The sequence below is a fragment of the Bacteroides sp. Marseille-P3684 genome (assembly GCF_900291465.1).
In the GTDB taxonomy this organism is placed as follows: domain Bacteria; phylum Bacteroidota; class Bacteroidia; order Bacteroidales; family Bacteroidaceae; genus Phocaeicola_A.
Genome location: NZ_LT985808.1, coordinates 1989774 through 2015573 on the forward strand (window position 1 = coordinate 1989774; position 25800 = coordinate 2015573).

The window sequence follows — 25800 nt, forward strand, 5'->3', positions numbered from 1 at the left end:
TGAAATGAGCTTATCTTTGCAGTGTGTTTTTCATAGTATTAGATTTAAGGTTAACAAAGGTTGGGCTCAGCGGAGCCCTTTTTTATTGCCCCTATCCTGCGTCGTTTCATTGTTTTTCTGCTTGCTTTATTCATTCTTTCTGGCTTTCCGTCCAGGAGTCTGTCTCTCCGTTATGCGCCCTTGGAATTTCCTTCTTGAGCAAGTGCCGGCCATCCTCTTGCGCATCTCCCGACTGCCATTCTCTGTAAACCTCTGTCACACCGTGCTTAAGTCCGGTTTTGGAGATGCGCATCTCCTTGCCACTCTTTTGCGCAAAGCGATACCGGGGAGATGGGCATCTCGCCACGAGGAGACGAGCATCTCGTTATCAGGAGAAGCGCAAGGTGTCGATTGTTGTATGTTGCTCCTTGATTGATAAGAATATTCCGAGAATATCTCAAGCCGAGGAGTAATTCTAGCGTAAGATGTGTTTAGCTCAATTTATGGATGATGAGTCCGGAGCGAAGTTTGGGTTCAAACCAAGTGGTCTTCGGCGGCATGATGTTGCCCGTGTCTGCGATGTCCATGATTTGTTTCATGGTGACAGGATAGAGAGCCAATGCCATCTTCATTTCTCCGCTGTCCACACGACGTTTCAGCTCACCCAATCCGCGGATACCGCCCACGAAGTCGATGCGCTTGTCGGAACGAAGGTCCTTGATTCCTAAAATCTTGTCGAGAATCAGGTTGGACGAGATAGTGACATCCAATACCCCAATCGGGTCGTTGTCATCGTATGTACCTTCTTTAGCCGTCAGGCTGTACCACTTGCCTTCCAGATAGAGTGAGAAGTTGTGCAACTTGTTCGGCCGATATTCAGCTTCACCTTTTTCTTCTACCACGAAGTTCTCGCGCAGGGCATCAAGGAACTGGGCAGCCGTCAATCCGTTCAGGTCTTTCACGACGCGGTTGTAGTCGATGATGGTCAGCTGATTGGCGGGGAAACATACCGCCATGAAGTAGTTGTACTCTTCGTCTCCTTTGTGATTGGGATTTTGTTTTGCCTTCTCGGCACCCACCAAGGCAGCTGCAGCCGAACGGTGGTGTCCGTCAGCAATGTAAAGTGCCGGCATAGCAGCGAAAGCTTTGGTGATAGCCTGGATGTCATCCTCCTTGTCGATAATCCAGAATTTGTGTCCGAATCCGTCAATCGGGGCGATGAAGTCATATACCGGTTCCTGAGCGGTGTAACGTGCCACGATGGCATCCAATTCGGAATTGTCGGGATAGGCAAAGAACACCGGTTCGATGTTGGCATTGTTCACACGGACGTGTTTCATGCGGTCTTCTTCCTTGTCACGGCGGGTCAGCTCATGCTTCTTGATGACTCCGTTCAGATAATCGTCCACGTATGCGCAAACCACCAGACCATACTGTGTCTTGCCGTTCATGGTCTGTGCGTAGATGTAGTAGTTTTCTTTCTTGTCTTGTACCAGCCAACCTTTGTCCTGGAACTTCTGGAAGTTTTCGGCAGCCTTGGCATAGACACGGGGATCATGCTCGTCCGTGCCAACGGGGAAATCTATTTCAGGTTTGATGATGTGGTAGAGCGACTTTTCATTGCCTTCAGCCTCTTTGCGTGCTTCTTCTGAATTGAGCACGTCATACGGGCGTGATTCTACTTGCTCCACATATTCTTTCGGGGGACGAATACCTTTGAAAGGTTTTACAATAGCCATAGTAAAATAGAGTTTTGAGAGTTAGGGATTATGTTAAAGGAAGGGTACCTGTAGGCAAAAATAAACACAGAGACTCATTGACTTCGGATGATATTCCAGTCTTTGTGTCTCTGTGTTCATCAGTTCCATTATAGTACCCTTTCACTAAATGTTTACTTGTTCACGCGGAACTTCTCGCAACCGTCCTTGATGAAGCCTACGATTTGCTTGGCAGCAGCGATACCTGCGTTAATATTGGCTTCCGCAGTCTGGGCACCCATCTTCTTCGGGGTCGAGAAGTAACGTCCGGCAAATTTGGTTGCAAATTCTTCATTAGCTACCGGCATGATATCGGTGATGTATTTGATATCCGCACGTTCTTCCATCAGTTTGATAAGCTCTGCTTCATTGATGACTTCCTTGCGTGCAGTGTTCACCAGGATAGCTCCCTTGGGCATCTGATTTACCAAAGCGTAGTTGATGGAGTTCTTGGTCTCAGCGGTTGCCGGGATGTGCAAGGATACGATGTTGCAGGTCTTGTAAAGTTCTTCCACAGAATCAACAGCTTTTACACCAGCTTCCTCAATGGCAGCCTTCGGGCAATAAGCATCGTAGGCATAAACCTCCATGCCAAAGCCTTTAGCGATGCGTGCCACGTTGCGGCCGACATTTCCAAATGCATGGATACCAAGTTTCTTGCCTTTCAACTCTGTTCCGGAAGTACCGTTGTAGAAGTTGCGTACGGCATAAACCAACAAACCGAACACAAGTTCGGCCACAGCGTTGGAGTTTTGTCCCGGCGTGTTCATCACGCATACACCATGTGCAGTAGCGGCAGCGAGGTCAACATTGTCATAACCGGCACCGGCACGTACCACGATTTTCAGTTCCTTGGCAGCATCGAATACCTCAGCATCAATCACATCGCTACGGATAATCAGTGCATTGGCATCTTTCACAGCTTCCAACAATTTGGCTTTCTCTCCGTATTTTTCCAACAATACGAGTTCATAACCTGCGGCTTCAATCTCTTTACGGATGCCGTCTACAGCCACTTTGGCAAACGGCTTATCAGTTGCTACTAATACTTTCATAAGAAGACTTTTTTAATGAAGAATTTAAGAATAAGGAGTGAAGAATGACAGTTTGTTCTCGGTCACTCTTCACTCCTCACAATGATTAATGTGCCTTTTCAAACTCTTGCATGCACTCTACCAGCGCTTTCACGCTCTCCAACGGCATGGCGTTGTAGCAGGAAGCACGGAATCCACCTACGGAACGGTGTCCCTTGATACCTACCATACCACGTTCGGTAGCAAATTTCAAGAAGTCAGCTTCGAGTTCTTTGTATTCGTCTTTCATCACGAAGCAAATGTTCATGTATGAGCGGTCTTCTTCACAGGTTACTGTGCCACGGAAGAGACGGTTGCGGTCGATTTCACCATAAAGCATTTCAGCACGTGCTTTGGCACGACGTTGCATTTCTTCTACGCCACCTTGGGCTTTCAGCCAGCGCAAAGTCAACATGGCAGAATAGATAGGCAGTACAGGAGGTGTATTGAACATGGAGCCACCGTCGATATGGGTCTGGTAGTTCAGCATTGTCGGGATGGTACGGCTGACTTTGCCTACGGCATCGTTTTTCACAATCACGAAGGTCACACCGGCAGGAGCCAGGTTCTTCTGTGCACCACCGTATATGCAGATATACTTGCTGATATCAACCGGGCGGGAGAAGATGTCGGACGACATGTCGGCAATCATGGGAATCGGACTGTCGAGGTCCTTATGAAGTTCAGTACCAAAGATGGTATTGTTCGTTGTTACATGGAAATAGTCAGCATCGGTCGGGATGACAAAGTCTTTGGGGATATACGTAAAGTTGTCGGCTGCTGAAGAGGCCACTTCTACCACTTCACCGAAGTTCTTAGCTTCTTTGATAGCCTTCTTTGACCATGTACCTGTGTTCAGGTAAGCTGCTTTCTTTTCGAGGAAGTTGTAAGGAACCATACAGAATTCCAAGCTGGCACCACCACCCAAGAATAATACTGAATAGCCTTCGGGAATCTGAAGAATTTCTTTAAACAATGCAACGGCTTCATCAACGACTGGCTGGAAGTCTTTTGCACGGTGACTAATCTCCAGAATAGAGAGTCCTCCTCCATGGAAGTCCAACACTGCTTGAGCTGTTTGCTCGATTACTTCACGAGGTAAAATAGACGGTCCCGCATTGAAATTATGCTTTTTCATTTGATATAAGTTTTGGTTAATACTGTTTGTTATAATGTCGTGATGCAAATTTACACATTATTATTCAGCTTACAACTTTTTTAGTAGAAAAGTGACATTTGGAGCTATATTTAATCTAAATGATATAATATTGAGCTAAATGGATGACACTTTGACACTTTGATAACGGGAAAGCAGGCTTATTTATACAAATACTATCATTTTGTTTCCTCTATGACAGTCTTTAACCCTTTAATTTTCTCTCCTTTTATCAAATTCAGGGTTTGTTTTAACTTCTTCTGACAGATTGCTACATAGGCGTAGTGGTCTTTTACGTCAATCCGGCCGATTTCATCGCGCTGCAAGTGTCCCTTTTTATATAGGAATCCGGCAATATCGACCTTGTTGATTTTGTCCTTTTTTCCTTTACCTATATATAATGTTACCCATAAGGGGCGCACGGGCTTGAGTGGACCTTCATCAAGGATGAACTCATCGGGTGATTCATTGATATAGGCGGGCAATACTTCTTCCGGATGAAGAATCAGGAACGAATTTCCTTCGGCATCCCAGCGTGCAGTCCGTCCGTTCCGATGGATATATCCTTCTTCGTTGAGGGGAAGATGATAATGTATCACATTGTCTATCTCCGGAATGTCAAGTCCACGTGCCGCGAGGTCCGTCGATACAAACACATTGCAACTTCCATTGCGGAACTTGTATAGTGCACGTTCGCGGTCTGCCTGTTCCATGCCGCCATGAAACATGCCGTTCTGTATTTTCCGGGAGGTCAGGTAGGTACTGACACGTTCTACTGATTCCCGATGATTGCAAAATACGATGGATGACTGGGTCCCAAGCATACAGAGCAAGCGGGCTAATGTCTCCAGTTTGTCTTTCTCCGGAGAATGTACTACATGCAACCGGATTCGGTCTGACAGGGTAGCATCTTCTGTCAGGAAGTTCAGCTTGATGATTCGATGCAGACCGGTGAACTCAGGTATCTCCTCAGCATCAGTCGCAGAAAGCAAGATTCGTTTTTTCAAGGCTGGTAGTTGGGCGATGACTGTTGACATTTCATCATGAAAGCCAAATTCCAGGCACTTGTCAAACTCATCGATGATTAAGGTGTGTACCGTAGAGGCATCGAAGTTCTGTTTGGATAGATGGTCGTTCATGCGCCCCGGGGTACCGATGATGACCGACGGATGGATGCCGTTCATCGTCCGGTGTTCATCCATAGTCGGACGTCCGCCATAGCAGCTCATCACTCGGAAGGAGGTTCCCATCGACTTGAATACCTGTTCTGTCTGTAGGGCCAGTTCACGGGAAGGCACCAGTACAACAGCTTGCACTCCCTGGATTCCCTCTTTTAAGTGTTCCAGGAGCGGAAGCAGGTAGGCCAGTGTCTTGCCGGAACCCGTAGGCGACAACAAAATGAGGTCTTTTTGCTCACGGCCGGCATCCAAGGCAGCTTCCTGCATCGGATTTAATTGTTCGATGTGTAGGTTTTGAAGTATTTGTTCAATCGTTAACATAGTCGTTCTTTATACCTTATTATATATAGACTGAAAAGTGGAAGGTTGCCTTACGGTGTTACCCGATTTGGGTTACAAAGAAGGTCTCCAGGTCGCGGCGGGCATCAGCCAGCTTGTCTTCCCAATGCTTTACCGAATTTTGTCCAATCAGGTCTGTCACATATTTTATAGCCATGAAAGGGATGTTCAGCTCCATACAGACTTGTGCTTGTGCAAAGGCTTCCATGTCGACCACGTCGCCTTCCACACCGGAAGCATCGGTCACGAAACTGTCTCCTGTGTTGCAGCATCCGTCCGTTGGCAGATTCCATTTCCAGGGAAATGCTTTGAGTGACTCCCCGGTATTCAGTTGCCAGGTTACTCCAAAATCTGCCAGAACACGCATGTCTCGGTCAATGAATTGTGTGCAGAGTACAATATCACCCAGCCGATGCTTTGTTGTGCCAGCTGTTCCGACATTCAGTACCACGTCGGGATGTACCCGGTAGATGGCCTCCGTGAGTCGAAATGTTGCATTGACTTTTCCTACACCGGTATAGACATGTTCTACTGTAGCTCCCGGCAGTGGGGTGGGGGTATATTCGTCGGGCAAAGCTTGCACGACGAGTAGTTTGATGGGTTCTTTCATTTGTCTGTTGGGTTAAATGGATGTACAAAAGTACGCATAAACCGATAATGCGCCTATTGACAAGGTGAAATTTGTCATACGGGATTATAAGTCCGGGAGATAGGAGCTCGGGGATAAAGGGCAGATGATACCTAAAGAACATTAAAAAAGCATCCGGCCTGTTGGGAATACCAATTCATTTCGTACCTTTGTTTATACAAAATTGTAACGGTTGCAAAAGAAGATTATCTGTCAAACTAAAATAACTGAAAGGAGAATACAAGTATGTCAAAAACTGCATTCAAAGGAAATCCTGTGGCTTTAACAGGTGAATTTATCGCTGTTGGTGCAAAAGCACCGGAGTTTGCATTCGTGAAGGGTGATTTGTCTACCTTTACGCTTGATGAGGTAAAAGGCAAATATGCTGTGTTGAATATCTTCCCGAGCATGGATACAGCCGTTTGTGCAACCTCTGTACGCAAATTCAATCAGTTGGCGGCTTCTCAGCCCAATGCTGTCGTGCTGGCCATCTCCAAGGACTTGCCCTTCGCACAGGGCCGTTTCTGTACTACTGAAGGCATTAAGAACGTGGTTGCCTTGTCAGACTTCAGAAATTTGTCTGATTTCGCACAGAAATATGGTGTGGGTATGGTAGACGGGCCTTTGGCTGGTCTGTTGGCCCGTGCGGTTGTTGTGGTGAATCCGGAAGGTAAGGTTGTGTATGCCGAATTGGTTCCGGAAATTACTACAGAGCCGAACTACGATGCTGCCATTGCCGCATTGAAATAAGCAGGCCTGCTAGGGTCTTCTTATAGCATAAACGTGCATGTTTACTATCTTTCGGATAGCGGGCATGCACGCTTCTTTTTTAGCTGTTCCCGTATGTTTCTGGCGGAAGCCAGTCTTGTCATCATTACATGCTTCCGGGAGGCTGGACCAATCCGGCAGGTACTCGGTCTTTACAACGCTGCCTTCAGCTCATCAATCATCTTCTGATATTCGGCATCGGTCAGGTATACCTTGCCGGGATTCATTTGGAATACACCTCCGTAGTCCGGACCGTCTACATATTTCGGTGTCAAGTGGAAATGGAGGTGAGAGAGCTTGTCGCTGTAAGCACCATAGTTGATCTTTTCCGGATGGAACACCTTGTGCATGGCACGGGTAACACGGGCTACATCTGCCATGAAGGCATTGCGCTCCTCGTCACTCAGTTCACACAAATCGTCGACATGTCCGTTGTAAGCCACCAGGCAACGTCCGTGATAGGTCTGCTCTTTGAACAGGAATACGCGCGATACGCTCAGCGGGGCAATCTCAATCATCAGATTGTGTAAGGTCTCATTGTTCTGGCAATAGAGACATTCTTCAGGGTTACTTCTCATAGTATTTATCGTTTAAAATGGTTGTTATGGTTCGTTTGCCTTCTCTTTGGTCTTGTCCAGCAGGTGGGCTACATCTTTTTCTTCGCCGACTACCCAGATGACTTCCCCTTGATGGAGAACCTCGTCTGCATCGGGACTCATCAAGGTGCCGTCAGCTTTCTCGATACCGACAATCAGGCAGTTGTATTGGTTGCGAATGCCACTGTGCCGGATGCTCTTGTCGAGAAAGGGGGAATCGGCATCGATAATGAATTGCTTCAGACGCATTTCCTGATGTTCCCAGTTCTGCTGTTCCTTGTCTTTCGTCTCTTCTTCCAACCGGCTCATGGCTTTGCCCAACGTCGCGAGCTGCTCATCCGTGCCGATGACCTGCAAGCGGTCATTCGGATAGATGCGTTCGTCACCTCCGGGGATGTTGATGCGTCGGCTACCACGTAGAATCGACGCTACATGTACGCCATAGACTCGTCCCATGTTCAGCTCTTTCAGAGTTTGCCCTGCCCATGCACAATCTGCCGGAATGTCAAAATCGGAGAGGTGCAGGTCGTGTGAGAGCAGATGACCGACGTATTCCGGTTGCTTTTCTCCCCGATACTCTTCGTAACGGTCGCGCAGATTCAGGTTTTGCATGAAAGTACGCTCCATGACGATGGAGTGCTTCTTCAGCCAACGTGAATAAATCATCAGCAGCACGAGAACGATGGCTGCCCCTCCGGCTAAAGCGGCCGAAGCATGATAATAGGCTGAGATGACATACATCACAAAGCATACTGCCAATACAATACGCAGCAGGATAATCGAAACGAGTGGTGCCCGGTTAAAACGGTTGTCCCGCCACAAGGCCTGGAACTCGACCGAGTGGTTTTTCTTTACCATGATGGCACGCAGGAAAGGAGAGATGGCAAGAATGGTGATGACCATACCGACCAGGTCACCCCATTGCCTGGGAAGCCATGCCAGCAGGAAGGGGGTGATAAATTGGGTACAGATGGCAATGGTTGCTACAGTCACAATGCAGTAGACCAGCATCATGCGGAACACGGCCTTCAGGAATTTACGCCAATTGTTCTCCTGATTGACAGTGGTGTGCGAATGGATGGAGTAATGTTCCAGCAAGCCCATCCATTTGCTTGGAATCCGTTTGCTTGCCCAGTTGTAGGCAGGAACAGACAGACGGATCATGTAGGGAGTCGTGAAGGTCGTGATGACTGATACGGCTACTACGATGGGATAGAGGAAATCGCTGGTGACGTTCAGGCTGACACCCAACGAAGCAATGATGAAGGCGAATTCACCGATTTGTGTCAAGCTGAATCCACACTGCATGGCAACCTTCAGAGGTTGTCCGGCAAGCACGAAGCTTCCGGAACCGAGGATGCTTTGTCCCAGTAGGATGGTAAGCGTGATGACGATGATGGGAATCTTGTACTCTACAATCATGGCTGGGTCAACCATCATACCTACCGATACGAAAAAGATGGCACCAAACAGGTCCTTTACCGGTGCAACAAGTTTCTCGATGGATTCGGCTTCTACGGTTTCAGCCAGGATGGAACCCATCATGAAGGCTCCGAATGCGGCAGAAAAACCGGCTTCAGCTGCCAGTACGACCATCAGGAAACACATGCCGACAGCAACTACCAACAAGGTTTCGGCAGACATCCATTTGCGCACCCGCTTCAGGAAAGTCGGTATGATATAGATGCCGACGACAAACCAAAGGACCAGAAAAAAGACCAGCTTTACTACGCTCTGTACCATCTCCATGCCTTCGAAGTTCTGGCTGACTGCCAGGGTGGACAGCATCACCATGAGTACGATGGCCAGGATATCCTCCAGGATAAGAACACTTAGCACCAGTCCGGCAAAGCGTTGTTGCCGCAGTCCCATGTCGTCAAATGCTTTGTAGATGATGGTTGTGGACGACATGGCAAGCATTCCTCCCAGATAGATGCAGTCCATGCGGTCCCAACCGAACGACATGCCTACCAGGACGCCCAGCACAATCATGACAAGTATGACCGAACAGGCAGCGATGATGGCTGTCCCGCCGACTTTCATCAGTTTCTTGAAGCTGAATTCCAGTCCCAGGGCAAACAGGAGGAATATGACTCCGATGTCTGCCCACAGCTTGATGTCGTTTGTGTCTTGTACGGAGGGGGTATAGGGCATGTGCGGGCTCGCAATGAAGCCCGCAACAATGTATCCTAATACCAATGGTTGTTTAAGTCGCTTAAAGATGAGGGTTGTGAGCCCGGCGCACATCAGGATGAGCGCCAGGTCAATAATCAACGGAGATAATTCGGACATCTTTTTCAGCGTTTAGCTGTCAGCTCAGCAATCTTGATGACCACATTCATGGCTTTTTCGATGGACTGAACCGGCACAAATTCATAGCGCCCGTGGAAGTTTAATCCTCCGGCGAAGATGTTCGGGCAAGGCAACCCCTTGAAGGAAAGCTGTGCACCGTCCGTTCCTCCACGGATGGCCTTCACCTTCGGGGTAACACCGGCTTCTTCCATGGCATGGAATGCAATGTCGATGATGTGCATCACCGGTTCGATCTTCTCACGCATGTTGTAATATTGGTCTTTGATTTCAACCGAGACGGTACCTTCGCCATACTCGGCGTTCAGGAAGTTTGCCACGCGTTGCATCTGTTGCTTGCGGGCCTCAAACTTATTGCGGTCGTGGTCGCGGATGATGTATGAGACGGTTGTCTGCTCCACTTCGCCCTTCATGCCTACCAGGTGGAAGAAACCTTCGTAGTCCTGCGTATGTCCCGGGGTTTCTACTTGGGGAAGGAGGGAGACGAAGGTGTTTGCTACCAGAAGGGAGTTGATCATTTTGTTCTTGGCATAGCCCGGGTGTACGTTGCGGCCTTTCACCGTTATTTTAGCCGACGCAGCATTGAAGTTCTCAAATTCCAGTTCTCCGACTTCACCGCCGTCCATGGTATAAGCAAAGTCGCATCCGAACTTCTCCACGTCAAACTTGTGGGCTCCCAAGCCGATTTCTTCGTCGGGGTTAAAGCCGATACGGATTTTCCCGTGCTTGATTTCAGGATGTTCCTTCAGATAAGCGATGGCTGAAACAATTTCTGCAATACCTGCCTTGTCGTCAGCTCCCAGCAGGGTCTTGCCGTCGGTTACGATCAGGTCTTCTCCCTTGTGGTCGAGCAGTTCGGGGAACTGTTTGGGGGAAAGGACGATGTTTTCTTCAGCACAGAGAATGATGTCTCCGCCGTCATAGTTCTTCACGATGCGCGGATTGACATTGGCTCCGGTCATGTCGGGGCTGGTGTCCATGTGGGAAATGAAGCCGACGACAGGGACTTCCTTGTCGGTGTTTGAGGGAAGAGTGGCAAACAGGTAGCCGTTCTCATCCAAAGAGATTTCTTCCAAGCCGATTTCTTCCAGTTCGCTTTTCAGGTACTCGGCAAATACCATTTGCTTGGCTGTACTTGGAGTTGTCTGTGAGTCTTCGCTCGACTGTGTGTCGAAGCTCACATATTTCAAAAAACGTTCAATGAATGTCATGGCGATTGTATTTTTGGTTTATAGTTAGGTTAATTGTCTAAAAGTGGCTGCTGCCATCGAAGCAGTGTGTACACACCTTGCATTTGGGAAGGCCGATAGCCTCAATCAATGTTTCAAGTGTGTTGAACTTCAGGGAGCTCAACCCGAAGCGCTTGGCAATGGTGTCGACCATGCGCTTGTATTCGGGGGAGTCGGTGGTGGCATATTTATCCAGATTCTTGTTATGATCTCCTTCAAACTCCTGGATGATGCGGCGGGTGATGAGCTCGAGGTCGCCCTTGGAGGACGTAAAATTGATGAAGGGGCATCCGTAAATCAACGGCGGACATGCGATGCGCATGTGTACTTCCTTTGCTCCGTAGTCATAGAGGATTTTTACGTTATCCCGCAGTTGGGTGCCGCGTACGATGGAGTCATCGCAGAACAGGATACGTTTCCCTTGCAGCATGGCACGGTTGGGAATCAGTTTCATTTTTGCAACCAGCGAACGCATCTCCTGGTTGCTGGGGGTAAAGCTGCGGGGCCAGGTCGGGGTGTATTTGGCAATGGCACGATGATAGGGGACCCCTTTGCCTTCAGCGTACCCCAGCGCCATGCCGACACCTGAATCGGGAATGCCGCAGGCGCAGTCTACGACCGATTCATCTTTTTGTCCCATCTTGTATCCGCATGCAAAACGTACCTCTTCGACGTTCTTGTTTTCATAGCAAGATACCGGGAATCCATAGTAGACCCACAGGAAGGAGCAGACTTGCATCTCTTCATTGGGCTTGCGCATCTGTTCGATTCCCTCGGGGCGTATGCGCAAGATTTCGCCCGGTCCGACATAGCGTTCAATTTCAAAGTCCAGATTAGGCAGACTGCTGGATTCGCTGGTCATGGCATAAGCGCCTTCTTTCTTACCTATTATTATAGGTGTACGTCCCCATTGGTCACGAGCTGCAATAATGCCGTCTTCGGTGAGCAGCAGCATGGAGCATGAACCCTTGATGGAGCGATAGACGTTTTCAATGCCGTCGACAAAATTTTTTCCTTGTATAATGAGCAGTGAGACCAGCTCGGTGGGGTTTGTCTTGCCGGAACTCAACTCCGCAAAGTGCATGTTACGTTCCAGAAGTTCTTTTTCCAGCTCTTCAATGTTGTTGATTTTAGCAACAGTGACAATGGCGAACTTTCCCAAATGAGAATTGATGACCAGTGGTTGTGAATCGGTGTCGCTGATAATTCCTATACCCGCATGCCCGCTGAACTTTGGCAATTCATCTTCAAACTTGCTCCTGAAGTAAGCGCTTTCCAGGCTGTGGATGGAACGGATGAATCCTTTGTCCTTGTCATACGTCGCCATACCGCCGCGTTTAGTACCGAGATGCGAGTTGTAATCTGTTCCATAAAACAGGTCTGTCACGCAATCTTTCATTGAAACTGTTCCAAAAAAACCTCCCATATATGCAATACAAGTTTTAGGTTATATACTTATTTCTTGTTTTTGGCTTCAAAAGTACTCAAATCTTTTGAATCGTTTTCTATCCATTTGCCGTTTTTTGACCTGCATCAAGAAAAGAATATTTTATCGAAAAAAGCAGACCGTTTATTTGGATAAAACAGGTATGCCCTATTACCTTTGCAACAGTTTTCAAGGTATTAAAGGTAAAAAGATTTTGTTTCTGAAGATCTAGCTTTAGTCTTTAAGGTATTAGTTTTTTTATGAAAAAAAGTTTGTTGGCACTGTCGTTCGGCACTCTTGGGTTAGGAATTGCTGAATTTGTGATGATGAGTATCCTGCCCGATGTTGCCATCGACTTGTGCGTGTCTATTCCTACGGCGGGACATCTGATTTCTGCGTATGCGTTAGGTGTTTGTGTGGGCGCTCCTCTTACTGTTTTTATAGCGCGTACCCGTCCGTTGAAACAAATTCTTCTTGGACTGATCACTCTTTTTATTATAGGCCATCTGTTGACAGCAGCATCTCCCACTTTCGGAACGATGCTGTTGATGCGTTTTATAGCCGGTCTGCCTCATGGAGCCTATTTCGGAGTCGGGTCTATCATAGCCGATCGTGTGGCGGACAAGGGCAAGAGCGCCCAGGCAATAGCTGTGATGGTGGCAGGCATGACGGTGGCCAACCTGATTGGCATTCCTTTAGGGACTTTCCTGAGTCATGCTTTTTCGTGGCGTATCATCTTTCTGCTCACGGGACTGTGGGGTATATTTACATGTTATGCCATTTACAAGTGGGTCCCCTTCATGGAGCCGCTGCCTAACACCGGACTGAAGGGACAATTCCGCTTCCTGAAGAATCCTGCGCCCTGGCTGGTCATTTGTGCCACCATGTTCGGCAATGGAGGCGTGTTCAGCTGGTACAGCTACATCACTCCCCTGATGACGGAGGTTGCGGGCTTCATGCCGTCGGCAATGTCTCTGCTGATGGTGCTGGCAGGAGCCGGGATGTGTGTGGGCAATCTGCTGGGAGGTCACTTCTCGGACAAATACCAACCCGGCATTGTCGCGGCAACGACTCAGTGTCTCATCTGTCTGACCTTGCTTTCCATATTTTTCCTTGCTCCGCTGACCTATCTGACAGCAGTCTTGATGTGTGTCTGCACCCTGTGTCTGTTTGCCCTTTCATCGCCCCAGCAACTGTTGTTGCTCAAGAACGCTGAAGGTGGCGAAATGATGGGAGCTGCATGCGTACAGATTGCTTTTAACTTAGGCAATGCGTTTGGGGCCTATTGTGGCGGACTGCCGCTGGAGGCAGGATTGGGTTATGAATATCCTGCGCTCATCGGAGCCGGATTAAGCTTCCTGGGCTTTTTGTCATTAGCCCTGTACAGCTATCGTTATGAACGTCAACTCTTGAAAACCAACAAACTGAACCAAGCATGATACGTCAGTGTTTTATTTTGTTTGGTTGCCTGGCATTGGGGGAACTCATTGTTTACCTGACAGGCATCAAACTTCCTTCGAGCATCATCGGCATGTTGCTCCTCACACTCTTCCTCAAATTGAAATGGGTCAAGCTCCATTGGGTACAGGGACTGAGCGATTTTCTGGTAGCCAACCTCGGATTTTTCTTCGTTCCGCCCGGTGTTGCGTTAATGCTTTATTTCGATGTCATCAAGGCGGAGTTTATTCCGATTGTGGTGTCTACGGTAATCAGTACGATACTGGTACTGGTATCTACGGGATGGGTGCATCAGTACATCCGCAGACATGCCCGTTTCTCTAAACACGAAAATTCTTCAAACCGCTCTAAAGCACAAGACGATGGATTATCTAAGTAATGATTTCTTTTTGTTGGCACTGACATTCGGACTGTTCTTTATCTCCAAATTGATTCAGCAGCGTACGGGATGGGTTATCTTGAACCCGATTCTGCTCACCATAGCCATGCTTATCGTGTTCTTGAAGTTGACAGGCATCAGCTATGAGACCTATAACGAGGGTGGACATCTCATCGAGTTCTGGCTGAAGCCGGCCGTGGTAGCACTTGGGGTGCCTCTGTATCTCCAGCTGGAGGCCATCAAGAAGCAATTGTTGCCCATCCTTCTGTCACAGCTGGTGGGCTGTCTGGTTGGCATTGTTTCAGTGGTCTTTACAGCCAAGTGGCTGGGTGCATCTCCTGCCATTATCACTTCCCTGGCTGCCAAGTCCGTGACGACCCCCATTGCCATGGAGGTGACCAAGAGTGTGGGAGGAATCCCTTCGCTGACGGCGGCTGTGGTGGTGTGCGTCGGTTTGTTCGGTGCCGTGTTCGGATTCAAGGTGCTGAGCTGGGGGCATGTGGGAAGTCCCATCGCCCAAGGCTTGTCAATGGGTACAGCCAGTCATGCCGTCGGTACGTCGACCGCTATGGAACGCGGACGCAAATATGGAGCCTTTGCCAGCCTGGGACTGACGCTGAACGGTTTGTTCACGGCCTTGCTGACGCCTACCGTACTTCATTTGTTGGGTATTATCTGATAAGAGGAGTTTGCTGACTCCAACACCTGAGTTTGACAGGACAAACACAGGCGTTTGATGTGGTAAACATATACGTTTGATGAGGCAAAGTATAATACTTTGGTAGCCTAAGTATAATACTTAGGGGGTCTAAGTATAATACTTTGGTCGGTCAAACTACTATGTTTGATGGATGGAAGGCTTGTGTTTCCTGTGTCAAACGCTTGTATTGGACGGTCGGAAATAAAAAGAAGCCGCAGACTTCAGCGTGAGGAGGTCTGCGGCTTCTTTATGAAGTATGATTTCAGTCTATCAGTTCAGCGGTTGCTCTTTGCGTTTCTTCAGGAAGGCAAAAGCTTGTTTCAGGCGTTCGTGTGCCATGAAGAAATGCTCCATGAGTGATTTTACGAGGTCTTCCAACTGGGGAAGTTCGTCGGTGAATACGGTATCGCAGCGGGTGTGTACGCCCAACTTGCCGTTCTCTTCATCGATGGAGTAGATGACATGAGCCAAGGGAAGGTCCGTGTTCACGAGGTTGACAGCTTCTTTTACTGTTTCAGCATCCGCGTCGGTCAGGTCCATGGCAATCCACCAGGGATCCCAGATGGTGATGAATTTGAAGTTGTTGTCAGCAGATACATATAATGATTCGCCTTGATACTTAAAGCAGATGTTGTCCTTATCATCCACTTCGGGTTGGCAACCCACTTTCTTCAGCGTTTCAATGACTAAATCTCTTGTTTTCATGTTTGTTCTGTTTTTGTTTTATAGTTTCTAAATTATAAGATTAACAACCTTTCTGTTGTTAAGGCAAACAAAATTATCTGTTTTTAGATACTTCACCATCATCTCGCCAATATATTAAGGCTGTTTAACATATTGACGAGAGAGGGGAAGTTGCACGGTTTAGCGTGCGTCTATTTCCTTGAGCAGTTCTTCTACGGCTGTACGGAGCTGGGTGTCTTCTCCTTTGACAATGTCCTCCGGACGGTTCAGTACGGGGATGTCAGGCTCCAGCTCTTTGTTTTCCAGATAGCTGCCATCGGGCAGGCGGTATCCGATAATGGGTATTCCGAAGACGAGCGACGGGTCCTGCAAGGTTTCCCAGGATACGCTGGTCATGGTTCCCGGTACAGGTGCACCCACCAGTTTGCCGAGCTTCTGGTGTTTGTAGACCCATGGTGTGCCGTGGGCGTTGGAGTAGTTGGCTTCACATTGCAGCATGATGGAGGGCTTGTTCCAGCGGCGGCTTGGCATGTCGCAGGCTTCGCGTCCGCGGATGACCTGAGTCAGGTATTTCTTGCCACTGAACAGCACCTCGATGTCTTCATGCAGACGACCTCCTCCGTTGAAGCGGGTATCGATGACGATGCCGTCGCAGTTGTTGTACTTGCCCAGGATGTCCGAATAGATGGTACGGAAGCTATTGTCGTCCATGGATTCGATGTGTACGTATCCCAAGCGTCCGTTGGACCATTTCTTCACATCCTCGGCACGCTGTTTTACCCACCGGTCGTAGAGCAGTCCGTTGAATTGTCCGTTGCTGATGGGCTTGATGACCTCATCCCAGCGCTCTCCGTTGTTCGGGTTGTGGAAGGAGAGGAGGGTCTTCTTGCCGGTCAGTCCGTTGAGCAACGCGGAGAGGTCCGTGTCACCGTCGATTTCCGTTCCGTTGATTTTTTCCAGGATGTCGCCGGCCTGGACTTTGGAGCTGGCACGGTCAAAGGGTCCTCTCTCGACTACTTCTGCCACGCGGATGCCTTTGCCCGTATAGTCCCAGTCGTAGAGCAATCCCAGATTTGCTGTCGCTTCACCACCGAGACGGGCGCTGTAACGACCTCCCGTGTGTGAGACATTCAGTTCGCCAAGCAACTCACTCAGCAGCTCGGCATAATCGTAGTTGTTGTTGATGTGGGGGAGGAACTTGCGATAGGCGGCCGACATCTTCTCCCAGTCGACACCGTGCATGTTGGTCTCATAGAACCGTTTGGCTTCCTGCTTGCAGACGTGGTCGAACATGTAGGCACGCTCGGCAGCCAGGTCCATTTTGACAGAAGCGCGGTAATTGACCGGTTTGAGTGCTTCACCGGCAGCAGCCATTTTCTGGATGGAGCTTCCGCTCAGGATGAAGATGTTGCCTTTCTCGTCCATCTCCATGTCTGCCCATCCCGTGTTCATCTTGTGGAGCAGGCGGGTGTTGCGTGTGCGCAGCTCCATCTTCCATAGGTCATACTGTCCTTCGAAAGCGGAAAGGTAGTAGAGCTTCTCCCCGTCTTTTGACAGGATGGCTGAAGCCAGGTTGGAGGAGTTGGGTGTCAGACGTACGATGCGGTCTTCGATGCCGTCGAGTTCCACTTCAATGTCTTTCTTAGTCTCCTTCTTGTCTTCCTTCTTGGCATCCTTATCCTTTTTCTTTTCATCAGCTTTCGCTTTGGCTTCCTCTTTCTTTTGTTCGGCTTCCAGCTCCTTGAGCAGTTCATAGTCTTCCTTGTTCAGACGGAACTTATCGTAAGCGTCCTTGTTGAGGAACACCAGCATGGCATCGTTGAGTGAGCCCCAAGAGGCATGGTTGCGCATACCGTACCGTTCGCTCTCGAAGAGGATGGCGTTGCCGTCCAGTACCCAACGGGGAGAGCTGCTGAAGTATCCGCTTTGGGTCAGGTTGATGATGCTGCCCGTACCGTCCGCCTTCACGATGCCTATGTCGGTATAGGGGTCATGATGGTTGCCGATGAACTCCAGGGTAAACCACTTGCCGTCGGGTGACCATGCGTAGTTGAATCCTCCACCCGTGTCATACCAGGTCGAGCCATCCGTTACCTGACGTACCTTCTTTGTCTTGAGATTGACGACCATCAGCCGGTTACGCCCTTCGATGAAGGCGAGTTCCTTGCCGTCCGGAGAGAATTGCGGATAGGTGCGTTCGACCGTCTTGGAGGGGAGCAATGCCTCTTCTTCGATTAAGGTAGCGTTGGGGAAGTTGGCGTCTTCCTTACGCCCTATTTTGGCAAGGTAAAGCCCCCAATTGCCTCCGCGTTCGCTGGCGTATGCCAATGTGCGGTTGTCAGGAGCAAACGACAGTCCCCGTTCAGCTTCTACCGTATGGGTAATCTGTTTGGTTGTCCCGTATTCAGCGGACGTGACGAACACCTCGCCGCGTACGATGAATGCCACCTGCTTTCCATCCGGGGACGGAGTTGCCGAAGTCGCACCGCGGCTGTAGTTCAGGGTTGCCGGAAGGTTTTCATCGTCGCGAACCAGGTCAATGGCCACTTTCTGCGGACGGCTGCCCGGTTTCTGCGTATAGATTTCTCCGTCATAGGTATAGCAGAGTGTGCCGTCCGTGCCTATGGACAGGAACCGCACGGGATGTGTCTTGAATGAGGTTACGGCTTTGACATCCTGCGGGCTGCTGAGGGGGAATGAATAGACATTGAACGAGCCGCCGTTCCGTTCGCTCAGGAAGTATACCTGTTCGCCGTCGGGAGCGAATACGGCGTTGCGGTCTTCTCCGGCACGTGCCGTCAGGTTGGTATGTTTCCGGGTCGTCGTATCATAAATCCAGATGTCCCGGGTGATGGATGATGTGTGATGCTTACGCCACTCGTCCTCAAATCCCTTGCGGTCCTGATAGAGGAAGCGGTCTCCCTTCGCGTTGAAGCACACCATTTCTGCCGGTGTTCCCAGGACTTGGCGGGTCTTTCCGCCTTTCACAGGCACGCTGTACAGTTCGGTCATGGCACCGGTCGGATAGAGGGCACTCGTTGCAGGGTCCTGGATGGAGGCGGTGAAGAGCACCTGTTTGCCGTCCGGAGTAAATGCGGTGGGAAGTTCGGAAGCCGAATGGGTGGTCAGGCGTCGGGCGGCACCCCCATCGGCAGGCATGATATACACGTCGAAGTTCCCGTTCCGGTCACTGGCAAATGCCAGGTATTTCCCGTCGGGCGACCAGACCGGGGTAGATTCATACGAGTCTTGAGTGGTGAGACGCACGGCTTCACCTCCGTTGGCTGCTACCTTGTAAATGTCTCCTTTGTAGCAGAAGGCAATCTGCTTGCCGTCGGGCGAGATGCGGACGTCACGCATCCACAGGGGAGTGGCTGCATGGACACCGGCTGCTGCCAGTCCGATGGCAAGGCTAGTGATGAGTCTTTTCATGATGTGTTTATTGTGTGTTAGGTTGTTAAAGCTTTTGTCTTACAGGATAAGTTCCCCTTTGCCCTGGCGTACGATTTCCGGTTCGTCTCCGGTGCAGTCGACGACGGTACTTCCTTCATAACCGCCGATGCCTCCGTCGATGATGAGGTCCACCTGACGCCCGAACTTCTCGTCAATCAGTTCCGGGTCCGTGACGTATTCAATGTCCTCTTCTTCGTCGTGGGGTAAGGTTGTAGTCAGGATGGGAGCATCCAGCATCCGGCATATTTCACGGATGATGGGGTTGTCCGGTACACGGATGCCCACCTCCTTGCGGTTGCGGAATATCTTTGGCAGGCGGCTGCCTGTGGGAAGGATAAAGGTAAAAGCCCCGGGGAGGTTGCGCTTCATCAGTTTGAATGTGTTGTTATCCACTTTGGCATACTCGCTGATGTTGCTCAGGTCGTAGCAGATGATGGCGAGCCGGTTCTTTCCCGGGTCGATGCCTTTGATGCGGCAGATACGTTCCACGGCACGTTCTTTCAGCGCATGGCAGCCGATGGCGTAGGTCGTATCGGTCGGGTAGATGAGCAATCCCCCCTCTTGCAGCAAGTCGACGATGCGTTGCAGGTCGTGAGGATTGTTGTTTTTGTCGTATAGTTTCAGTAACATAATGTTGTCAAATTGATAAGCGGTCACAAAGATACGACATTTGAATCGTATTTATTTCATTTCATTATGTCGTAATTGGGGGTACGGTGTGACAATCTTCCCTCGAATGGCTATTTCCGCTTTTTTTCTCTCAATTCTTCGGCTATGGCCCATTGGAGGGCAGCTTCGTCGGTCTTTCCGGCGCGTGAAAGAGCATCTCCATACAGTTCATGCGCCCGGATATGTTCGGGTTTCAGTGTGGTGGCGCGGTCCAGGTCGGATGCGGCACCTTCTATGTCTCCCAGTATCAGACGGTTCTTACCACGGTTGAACACGGCTTTGAAGAGTCGCGGGCTGAGTCTTACGGCTTCATTGAAGCAATGAGCCGCGTCATGATAGTTCTTTTCGTCATGCAAGGTGACTCCCTTCCGTATCCATGCCTCCACCAGTGTCGGGCATAAGTCCAGTGCCTTGTCATAATTGGCCAGGGCTGCTTTGCTGTCGTGTGCCAGCGTGATGCATTCATTGCCCATGCGGCAGTATTCTTCGGCATAGGTCTTCAGCCGTTCCTGCTGTTGCCGTCTTTCCTCTTTCAATAGCCGGTTCTCTTCCTTGAGGCGGTTGATGATGCCCAGCTTGCGTCTGATAAGTCTTTTGATGACGGGCTTCTCAATGTCGTAGCGGGAATGTATGGCACGGAAGAAGGTCTCAAGGAATTCGTCAAATTGTCCCTTGTCAAATTGTTGGACGGACTGGACATAGAGCACATCGGCCTGTGCCTTCTTCAGGGCGCGGTCAATAGCCTGCCGGTTATTGAAATGTTCCGCAAAGCGTACAATCTCCGGACGGACAAAGATGTCGCTGCGCGCAATGGGCTTACGCAGCGTGATGCCCCGGAGTGAAGTGCATCGGCTGAGCGCCACGTAAGTCTGTCCCCCGGCAAATACTCCGCCGGTAAAGTCTATGGCGACACGGCTGAAGGTCAGTCCCTGGCTCTTGTGGATGGTGATGGCCCATGCCAGTCGGATGGGGAACTGGGTGAATGTGCCCAGTTCTTCTTCTTCAATCTTCTTCTCTTCCTCATTATAGGTATAGCGGATGTTCCGCCAGACTTCCCTTTTGACATCGCATTCCCGTCCGTCATCGGTAATGATGTAAATGGTGCCCTCGTCTTCATCGATGCCTGCGACCACGCCAATAGTGCCGTTGACCCACCGTTTGTCCATGTCATTCTTGATAAAGATGATTTGGGCGCCGGGCTTCAATTGCAGTTCCATGGATGTCGGAAGGCTGTTGGCGGGAAATTCGCCATGGATTTCTCCGGTGAAGGTCACAGGTTCTCCGGCTAGTTCCGCCAGATGTTTGTCATTGATATAGTCCACCTGGTCACGTCGGGTGGCAAGTGTGATGCGCATGTCGTCGGACTTGGTTTCAGTATCCGTGTCGACACGTGTATTGAGTAGTTGCAGGTCGGGGATGCCGGCCGTATTGTTGCGGATACGGTCCAGTACATTCACAAAGACCGGGTCACTCTGCCTGTAGACTTTATGCAGCTCGATGCTGACCAGTTCAATCTCATTGAAGACGCGGGCTGAGAAGAAATAGGGTGTCGGGTAGAAACGGCTCAGAATCTCACGTTCGTCGCTTTTGAGTACAGGCTCCAGCTGATAGACATCACCCACCAGCAACAGCTGTTTGCCTCCGAACGGTTCGCGGAAGTTGCGCGTGTAGACTCTTAGAATCTTGTCGATGAAGTCTATGATATCCGCCCTCACCATGGATATTTCGTCAATGATAATCAGCTCAACCTGCTGGATGAGTTTCCGGTGGCTTGACGGATATTTCAGGAAGTCTTTCAGCTTGGGCGCAGTGGAAAAGCGCGGGTCATCGGGAAGAAGCGGATGGAAAGGCAGTTTGAAGAAGCTGTGCATGGTGCTGCCGCCGGCGTTGATAGCTGCAATGCCGGTCGGTGCGAGCACTATGTGTTTCTTTTTCGTGTGTTCGCAGATGTAGCGCAGGAAGGTGGACTTGCCTGTTCCGGCTTTGCCCGTGAGAAACACAGACTGACGGGTATATTGGATGAGTTTCAAGGCGTCCTGAAACTCCGGATTGTCTTTGTCGATGGTTTCTGATTTCATAAACGATAGCAAAGATACGGACTTCTTTTGAGCTAATCTGTTTCCTGTTTCAAGAATTTGCTATACTTTTACCGCTTGAAAAGAAAACCTATCGCTATGAAAGATTATATAACACTTACATATTGGAGGCTGGGACATCCGTTGCCTGTGGAGAGTGCTTCCGATTTCTACTATGTCAATTTTACCCGTCGCTTATACCATACAATCCGTAATACCGATGTTGGTCGGCAGAGTACGGAAGACTGGGTGGCTGAAACAGCCATGACCCTGGCATACTATCTGGAGGATGTGGTCAGCGGGCTGGGATTCTGGCGTACGTTTGTGACGAAGCACAAGGCGCTTTATGGTAAATACCTGCCTTTCTTTGAAGTGGATGAGAAGGATTACTATCTGGATGAAATCAACCTGCCGGATGTCTGTTTCCTGTTGTGGATGTCTGTGCAGGACAATAAGCGCGAAGCCTTGGTCAACCCAGAGAATCCCTATCTGACGGAACTGTCGGAGATGCTGTACCGTCAGTTGGACAAGGAATTTGAGCGGGCACCTATCAATGACGACTTGTTGGCGCAATTGAAGAATCCGGACACATACAGTGATTTCAGCCGTCTTTCGTTAGTGGGAATGAAGATGCTGGGTGGGACTTATCTGTTCCGTCCGTTTGTGAAGATGACGGAAGGGGTAGTGGTCCGTGAGGTCAACAGCCTGTTGACTCCCGGCACGCAGTTGTCGTTGCGCGAGTATACGGTGCGCTTCATGCAGGTCTTTGGCAAGAATACCGGCATACTGGCCTTGCGAGGTGCAGAATGGATGTCTGCCTGGCTGGAGTTGTGGGGATTGCCTGACGAGAGCCGCCGAGTAGCTGAGATGGAGGTCGTCCCTCTGGCATACTATCGTCTGCAGACGTATGATGCGGAGAACCTTACCTTGGAGGGTTTTGACGGAACAACCTATACCTTGCCCCGTGATGCCTTCCAACCTTTGGTGGAGCAGTTGATGAATATCAATAAGGTTTGTCTGACGACGCTCGTACATTATGGGGACACTTGGACGATAGCCGGAGCCGTGTCCTGGTATCCGACGACCGACCTGTTTGAGCAATACAGGACCATGATGACGGAACGCAGGAAAATCAATGAGGAGGCTTACCGGAAAGTAATGGAAGGTAACGCCGGACGTCCGATTGTCTATTTCCAGGATTGGACGGCTTTCATGGATTGGGCCAAGCAACATCTGGAATTGGAGGAACAGTTCAAGCCGACGCGTGAGATGGAGAGAGGCAAGTGTCTGGTACTCTTTGCTTCTCCCGAAGAAGGGATGACACTTGTACCCAACGAGGCACGTTTCATCTGCGACGGAGAACATAATCCATGTTACAATGCCGGTCAGGCACGGAGAGGAAGTCTATCCCTCTTGATTACGCCGGGAAATCTCTCGACACGCATGCTGCATTACCTGCTGGACAACCGTTTGTTGCCGGATGCCGCACTGTCGTCGGCTAAAGATGCCGAGCATGGGAAACAGCTGGTGCAGGAGAATATGGATTTTATAGCCCGCTTCATGCGTACGGCTGATTATTGAGTATAACCATTTATAGAGATTGTTATGAAAAGATTCTTATTGCTACTGGTGATTTGCATGATGGGAGCTGGCGCTGCTTCGGCACAGATATTCCGTTCGTTTGATGTAAAGGCTAATTTTCGTTCTGACTTCGGTTTCGGGGTGGGGACGACTATCAATATGATGGTTCCTAATCTGGACCTGGCTCCTTCGTTCAATTACTATTTTCGCAGCGGGGCCAACGCCTGGCATGTGGATGCCGACTTGCATTACAATTTCGAGGTGGCTCCGTTGGTGGAACTTTATCCGTTGGGAGGTGTCAGCTATTTCTATTGCAGCAAGGGATACCTCGGTTTGAATCTGGGTGGAGGTGTGACCTATAACTTCTCACCCGAATGGGCCTTGAAAGGTGAATTGAAATACCAGTTCGTGAAACACTGGGATGATTTGTATTTCAGTGTCGGTGTGTCTTACCGGTTCTGATTCACGTTCGGAAGAAGAGATAAAACAGATGCCAGCACAGAGGAAGCTTTCTGTCGCCCTTTGGGGCAAGATGGCTTCTGTGTGCTGGCTTCTCTTTTGCAGGTGTCTGATGTGTTGAAGAGGACTTTGTCGGGTCAGAACGTGAACTTCAGTATTTTGCCGTTAAATCCCTCGACATCGGTCTGGACTGCATGGTCGGGGAGGAAGTCGATGCGTTCTGCCTTGCCTGTCAGCAGGTCAATGACCTGTTGGTGTTCTCTCGGGGGAATACCCAGGAACTCAAGTGCATGGGCAGGGATATTGATGCCGATATGCGTCGGAATTTCATCGAAGTTGACCACGATGAGCAGCACTTCATTGTCCTTCTTACGCAGGAAAGCATATTGCTTGTGCTGGTTGAAGTTCCAGTTCTCATAGTTGACGTACATGAGGTCGAAGAACTGTCCGTCATAGATGCTTTTCTCCTGTTTGCACAGATTCAGCAGGCGGGTATAGAAGTGGTACAGTTCCTTTTCGTCCTTCTCCAGCAACTTTCCGTCAAACTTGTCTTTGTTGCGCCAGCGGGCTATGGTGTCGACGTTCCAATAGTCAAAAATGGTTGTACGTCCGTCGCGGCCGCTGAAACCTTCGCTCTGCATTCCTCTTTCACCGAACTCTTGCCCGAAGTAAATCATTACCGGGTTTGTATTCATGCAGGTGGAGACAATCATACCGGGGCGTCCCTTGCGTCCTGAGCCGGCAAAGAAGTCGGAGGCGAGACGCTGTTCGTCATGGTTCTCCATGAAATTGAGCATGTGGCCGGTAATGCCTTCCAGGCTCTTCCAGCAGTTTGTGATGTCGGAAGCGGATGCATATCCACACGTCACATTGCGTACGGTATCATACAGCCCCACTTTGTCATAAAGGTAATCGAACTGCCCCTTGAAGATGTAGTTGCGGTATTCGTTCGGGTTGTATACTTCGGCAATAAAGACGAGGTCCGGATAAGCAGTCTTGATTTGGGGAATGACCCATCCCCAGAACTCCACGGGGACCATCTCTGCCATGTCGCAACGGAATCCGTCAATGCCTTTCGATGCCCAAAAGAGAAGGATGTCACGCATCTTGTTCCACGTATCCGGAATGGGGTCAAAGTGACAGACGTGTCCGTTACAATAGTCTACCCCGTAGTTTAGTTTGACGGTCTCATACCAGTCGTTCCTGTTGGGGCAAGCATCAAAACGATCGTTGCCCGTAGCTTTGGCCGGATTCTCCACATAGGGTTCTTCTGCATCTCCCTTCATGTCAAAGGAGGCGGTCAGGGGAGTGTCCGGAATGTAGTAGAAGTTGTTTTGGGGATCAAATGCCTTTTGGACATCATCGTCCTCTCCGAGGTCCTTTACTCCTTTGGGCTTGCTGTCCGAGTAGTATTGACGTGCCACGTGGTTGGGTACGAAATCGATGAGTGCTTTCAGTCCGGCACGGTGTGTTCGTTCAATCAGGTGGGTAAACTCCTTCATGCGGTCAGGCACACTGGTTGCCAGGTCAGGATCTACATCATAATAATCCTTGATGGCGTAGGGTGAACCGGCTTTCCCCTTGACTACGGCAGGATGGTCCGGACGGATGCGGTGGCGTGCATAGCTGGTCTGGGTGGCATGTTCGATGATGCCTGTATACCAGATGTGGGTGATTCCCAACTTCTTAATCTCGTTGAGCGCTTTGAGGGTGAAGTCTGCCATCTTGCCACAACCGTTCTCTCTGAGAGTCCCGTTGGGGCAGGTGGGAATCTGCGAATTCCCGAAAAGGCGGGTAAAGACCTGGTAAATGACAATTTTAGATGTGTGAGTGTCCATTGTATTTTGTTGTTTATGTGTCAGTCTATAAATAAACGCAGATTACGGCTTTCCCTTATTGGTTG

The 25800-nt window shown here is 49.7% G+C and carries 20 protein-coding genes; 6 read left to right on the plus strand and 14 right to left on the minus strand.

The genetic code is table 11. From position 1 onward, the window contains the following. Positions 1-470: 470 nt before the first annotated feature. From C8275_RS07705 to C8275_RS07725, 5 genes are all read right to left on the minus strand, one after another. A complete protein-coding gene (locus tag C8275_RS07705; protein ID WP_106484704.1) occupies positions 471-1718 on the minus strand; it encodes a DUF1015 domain-containing protein in 1248 nt (415 codons plus the stop codon). Between the two features lie 152 nt (positions 1719-1870). Then, positions 1871-2791 carry an NAD(P)-dependent oxidoreductase gene (locus C8275_RS07710; RefSeq protein WP_106484705.1) on the minus strand — a complete coding sequence of 307 codons (921 nt, stop codon included), beginning with the start codon at positions 2789-2791 and terminating at the stop codon, positions 1871-1873. Between the two features lie 85 nt (positions 2792-2876). Beyond that, a complete protein-coding gene (gene serC / locus C8275_RS07715; RefSeq protein WP_106484706.1) occupies positions 2877-3947 on the minus strand; it encodes a 3-phosphoserine/phosphohydroxythreonine transaminase in 1071 nt (356 codons plus the stop codon). Between the two features lie 197 nt (positions 3948-4144). After that, complete coding sequence (locus C8275_RS07720) at positions 4145-5464, minus strand: DEAD/DEAH box helicase (protein ID WP_106484707.1); 1320 nt, start codon at positions 5462-5464, stop codon at positions 4145-4147. A 58-nt stretch (positions 5465-5522) separates the two neighbouring features. Beyond that, positions 5523-6092, minus strand: coding sequence for a nucleosidase (locus C8275_RS07725; RefSeq protein WP_369861133.1), 570 nt, complete (start codon positions 6090-6092; stop codon positions 5523-5525). A gap of 264 nt (positions 6093-6356) precedes the next feature. Between C8275_RS07725 and tpx the strand changes: the two genes are divergently transcribed. Continuing rightward, on the plus strand, positions 6357-6860 hold the full coding sequence (gene tpx, locus C8275_RS07730) for a thiol peroxidase (RefSeq protein ID WP_022386047.1): 504 nt from the start codon (positions 6357-6359) through the stop codon (positions 6858-6860). A gap of 170 nt (positions 6861-7030) precedes the next feature. On the opposite strand, the gene C8275_RS07735 is transcribed toward tpx, so the two are convergent. The 4 genes from C8275_RS07735 to C8275_RS07750 are packed head-to-tail and all read right to left on the minus strand — an operon-like array spanning position 7031 to position 12439. Further along, positions 7031-7456 carry an HIT family protein gene (locus C8275_RS07735; RefSeq protein WP_106484708.1) on the minus strand — a complete coding sequence of 142 codons (426 nt, stop codon included), beginning with the start codon at positions 7454-7456 and terminating at the stop codon, positions 7031-7033. A 24-nt stretch (positions 7457-7480) separates the two neighbouring features. Then, positions 7481-9766 (minus strand): cation:proton antiporter, encoded by a 2286-nt coding sequence (locus C8275_RS07740; RefSeq protein ID WP_106484709.1) that lies wholly within the window; start codon positions 9764-9766, stop codon positions 7481-7483. 5 nt (positions 9767-9771) lie between these two features. After that, the gene (pepT, locus tag C8275_RS07745; protein WP_106484710.1) at positions 9772-10995 is read right to left on the minus strand and encodes a peptidase T; all 1224 of its coding nucleotides are present in this window, start codon (positions 10993-10995) and stop codon (positions 9772-9774) included. A 37-nt stretch (positions 10996-11032) separates the two neighbouring features. Continuing rightward, positions 11033-12439 carry an amidophosphoribosyltransferase gene (locus C8275_RS07750; protein WP_022386051.1) on the minus strand — a complete coding sequence of 469 codons (1407 nt, stop codon included), beginning with the start codon at positions 12437-12439 and terminating at the stop codon, positions 11033-11035. Positions 12440-12699: 260 nt separating this feature from the next. On the opposite strand from C8275_RS07750, the gene araJ reads away from it, so the two are divergent. From araJ to C8275_RS07765, 3 genes are read left to right on the plus strand one after another with little or no spacing between them, the layout of a single operon-like run. After that, on the plus strand, positions 12700-13878 hold the full coding sequence (araJ, locus tag C8275_RS07755) for an MFS transporter AraJ (RefSeq protein WP_106484711.1): 1179 nt from the start codon (positions 12700-12702) through the stop codon (positions 13876-13878). Further along, complete coding sequence (locus tag C8275_RS07760; RefSeq protein WP_106484712.1) at positions 13875-14276, plus strand: CidA/LrgA family protein; 402 nt, start codon at positions 13875-13877, stop codon at positions 14274-14276. The genes araJ and C8275_RS07760 overlap by 4 nt, the downstream gene beginning before the upstream one ends. Next, on the plus strand, positions 14260-14955 hold the full coding sequence (locus C8275_RS07765) for an LrgB family protein (RefSeq protein ID WP_106484713.1): 696 nt from the start codon (positions 14260-14262) through the stop codon (positions 14953-14955). The genes C8275_RS07760 and C8275_RS07765 overlap by 17 nt, the downstream gene beginning before the upstream one ends. A 291-nt stretch (positions 14956-15246) precedes the next feature. On the opposite strand, the gene C8275_RS07770 is transcribed toward C8275_RS07765, so the two are convergent. The 4 genes from C8275_RS07770 to C8275_RS07785 all read right to left on the minus strand — a co-directional run bounded on the left by C8275_RS07770 (position 15247) and on the right by C8275_RS07785 (position 21860). Beyond that, complete coding sequence (locus tag C8275_RS07770) at positions 15247-15681, minus strand: hypothetical protein (RefSeq protein WP_022386055.1); 435 nt, start codon at positions 15679-15681, stop codon at positions 15247-15249. Positions 15682-15840: 159 nt separating this feature from the next. Next, a complete protein-coding gene (locus tag C8275_RS07775; protein ID WP_106484714.1) occupies positions 15841-19092 on the minus strand; it encodes a S41 family peptidase in 3252 nt (1083 codons plus the stop codon). Between the two features lie 39 nt (positions 19093-19131). Beyond that, entirely contained in the window at positions 19132-19743 is a 612-nt protein-coding gene (locus C8275_RS07780) for an L-threonylcarbamoyladenylate synthase (protein WP_106484715.1), read from the minus strand. Positions 19744-19853: 110 nt separating this feature from the next. Beyond that, positions 19854-21860 carry an AAA family ATPase gene (locus C8275_RS07785; protein ID WP_106484716.1) on the minus strand — a complete coding sequence of 669 codons (2007 nt, stop codon included), beginning with the start codon at positions 21858-21860 and terminating at the stop codon, positions 19854-19856. Positions 21861-21956: 96 nt separating this feature from the next. Here C8275_RS07785 and C8275_RS07790 point away from each other — a divergent pair, with 96 nt between their 5' ends. Next, a complete protein-coding gene (locus C8275_RS07790; RefSeq protein WP_106484717.1) occupies positions 21957-23438 on the plus strand; it encodes a DUF3843 family protein in 1482 nt (493 codons plus the stop codon). Positions 23439-23462: 24 nt separating this feature from the next. Next, positions 23463-23900, plus strand: coding sequence for an outer membrane beta-barrel protein (locus tag C8275_RS07795; RefSeq protein ID WP_022386060.1), 438 nt, complete (start codon positions 23463-23465; stop codon positions 23898-23900). Positions 23901-24034: 134 nt separating this feature from the next. On the opposite strand, the gene C8275_RS07800 is transcribed toward C8275_RS07795, so the two are convergent. Further along, entirely contained in the window at positions 24035-25735 is a 1701-nt protein-coding gene (locus C8275_RS07800) for an alpha-amylase family protein (protein ID WP_106484718.1), read from the minus strand. Positions 25736-25800 lie beyond the last annotated feature (65 nt).

Excerpts from the sequence above, each read along its gene's own strand:
- C8275_RS07705 (WP_106484704.1), bottom strand. The coding sequence starts at position 1,718 with ATGGCTATTGTAAAACCTTTCAAAGGTATTCGTCCCCCGAAAGAATAT.
- C8275_RS07710 (WP_106484705.1), bottom strand. The coding sequence starts at position 2,791 with ATGAAAGTATTAGTAGCAACTGATAAGCCGTTTGCCAAAGTGGCTGTA.
- serC (WP_106484706.1), bottom strand. The coding sequence starts at position 3,947 with ATGAAAAAGCATAATTTCAATGCGGGACCGTCTATTTTACCTCGTGAA.
- C8275_RS07720 (WP_106484707.1), bottom strand. The coding sequence starts at position 5,464 with ATGTTAACGATTGAACAAATACTTCAAAACCTACACATCGAACAATTA.
- C8275_RS07725 (WP_369861133.1), bottom strand. The coding sequence starts at position 6,092 with ATGAAAGAACCCATCAAACTACTCGTCGTGCAAGCTTTGCCCGACGAA.
- tpx (WP_022386047.1), top strand. The coding sequence starts at position 6,357 with ATGTCAAAAACTGCATTCAAAGGAAATCCTGTGGCTTTAACAGGTGAA.
- C8275_RS07735 (WP_106484708.1), bottom strand. The coding sequence starts at position 7,456 with ATGAGAAGTAACCCTGAAGAATGTCTCTATTGCCAGAACAATGAGACC.
- C8275_RS07740 (WP_106484709.1), bottom strand. The coding sequence starts at position 9,766 with ATGTCCGAATTATCTCCGTTGATTATTGACCTGGCGCTCATCCTGATG.
- pepT (WP_106484710.1), bottom strand. The coding sequence starts at position 10,995 with ATGACATTCATTGAACGTTTTTTGAAATATGTGAGCTTCGACACACAG.
- C8275_RS07750 (WP_022386051.1), bottom strand. The coding sequence starts at position 12,439 with ATGGGAGGTTTTTTTGGAACAGTTTCAATGAAAGATTGCGTGACAGAC.
- araJ (WP_106484711.1), top strand. The coding sequence starts at position 12,700 with ATGAAAAAAAGTTTGTTGGCACTGTCGTTCGGCACTCTTGGGTTAGGA.
- C8275_RS07760 (WP_106484712.1), top strand. The coding sequence starts at position 13,875 with ATGATACGTCAGTGTTTTATTTTGTTTGGTTGCCTGGCATTGGGGGAA.
- C8275_RS07765 (WP_106484713.1), top strand. The coding sequence starts at position 14,260 with ATGGATTATCTAAGTAATGATTTCTTTTTGTTGGCACTGACATTCGGA.
- C8275_RS07770 (WP_022386055.1), bottom strand. The coding sequence starts at position 15,681 with ATGAAAACAAGAGATTTAGTCATTGAAACGCTGAAGAAAGTGGGTTGC.
- C8275_RS07775 (WP_106484714.1), bottom strand. The coding sequence starts at position 19,092 with ATGAAAAGACTCATCACTAGCCTTGCCATCGGACTGGCAGCAGCCGGT.
- C8275_RS07780 (WP_106484715.1), bottom strand. The coding sequence starts at position 19,743 with ATGTTACTGAAACTATACGACAAAAACAACAATCCTCACGACCTGCAA.
- C8275_RS07785 (WP_106484716.1), bottom strand. The coding sequence starts at position 21,860 with ATGAAATCAGAAACCATCGACAAAGACAATCCGGAGTTTCAGGACGCC.
- C8275_RS07790 (WP_106484717.1), top strand. The coding sequence starts at position 21,957 with ATGAAAGATTATATAACACTTACATATTGGAGGCTGGGACATCCGTTG.
- C8275_RS07795 (WP_022386060.1), top strand. The coding sequence starts at position 23,463 with ATGAAAAGATTCTTATTGCTACTGGTGATTTGCATGATGGGAGCTGGC.
- C8275_RS07800 (WP_106484718.1), bottom strand. The coding sequence starts at position 25,735 with ATGGACACTCACACATCTAAAATTGTCATTTACCAGGTCTTTACCCGC.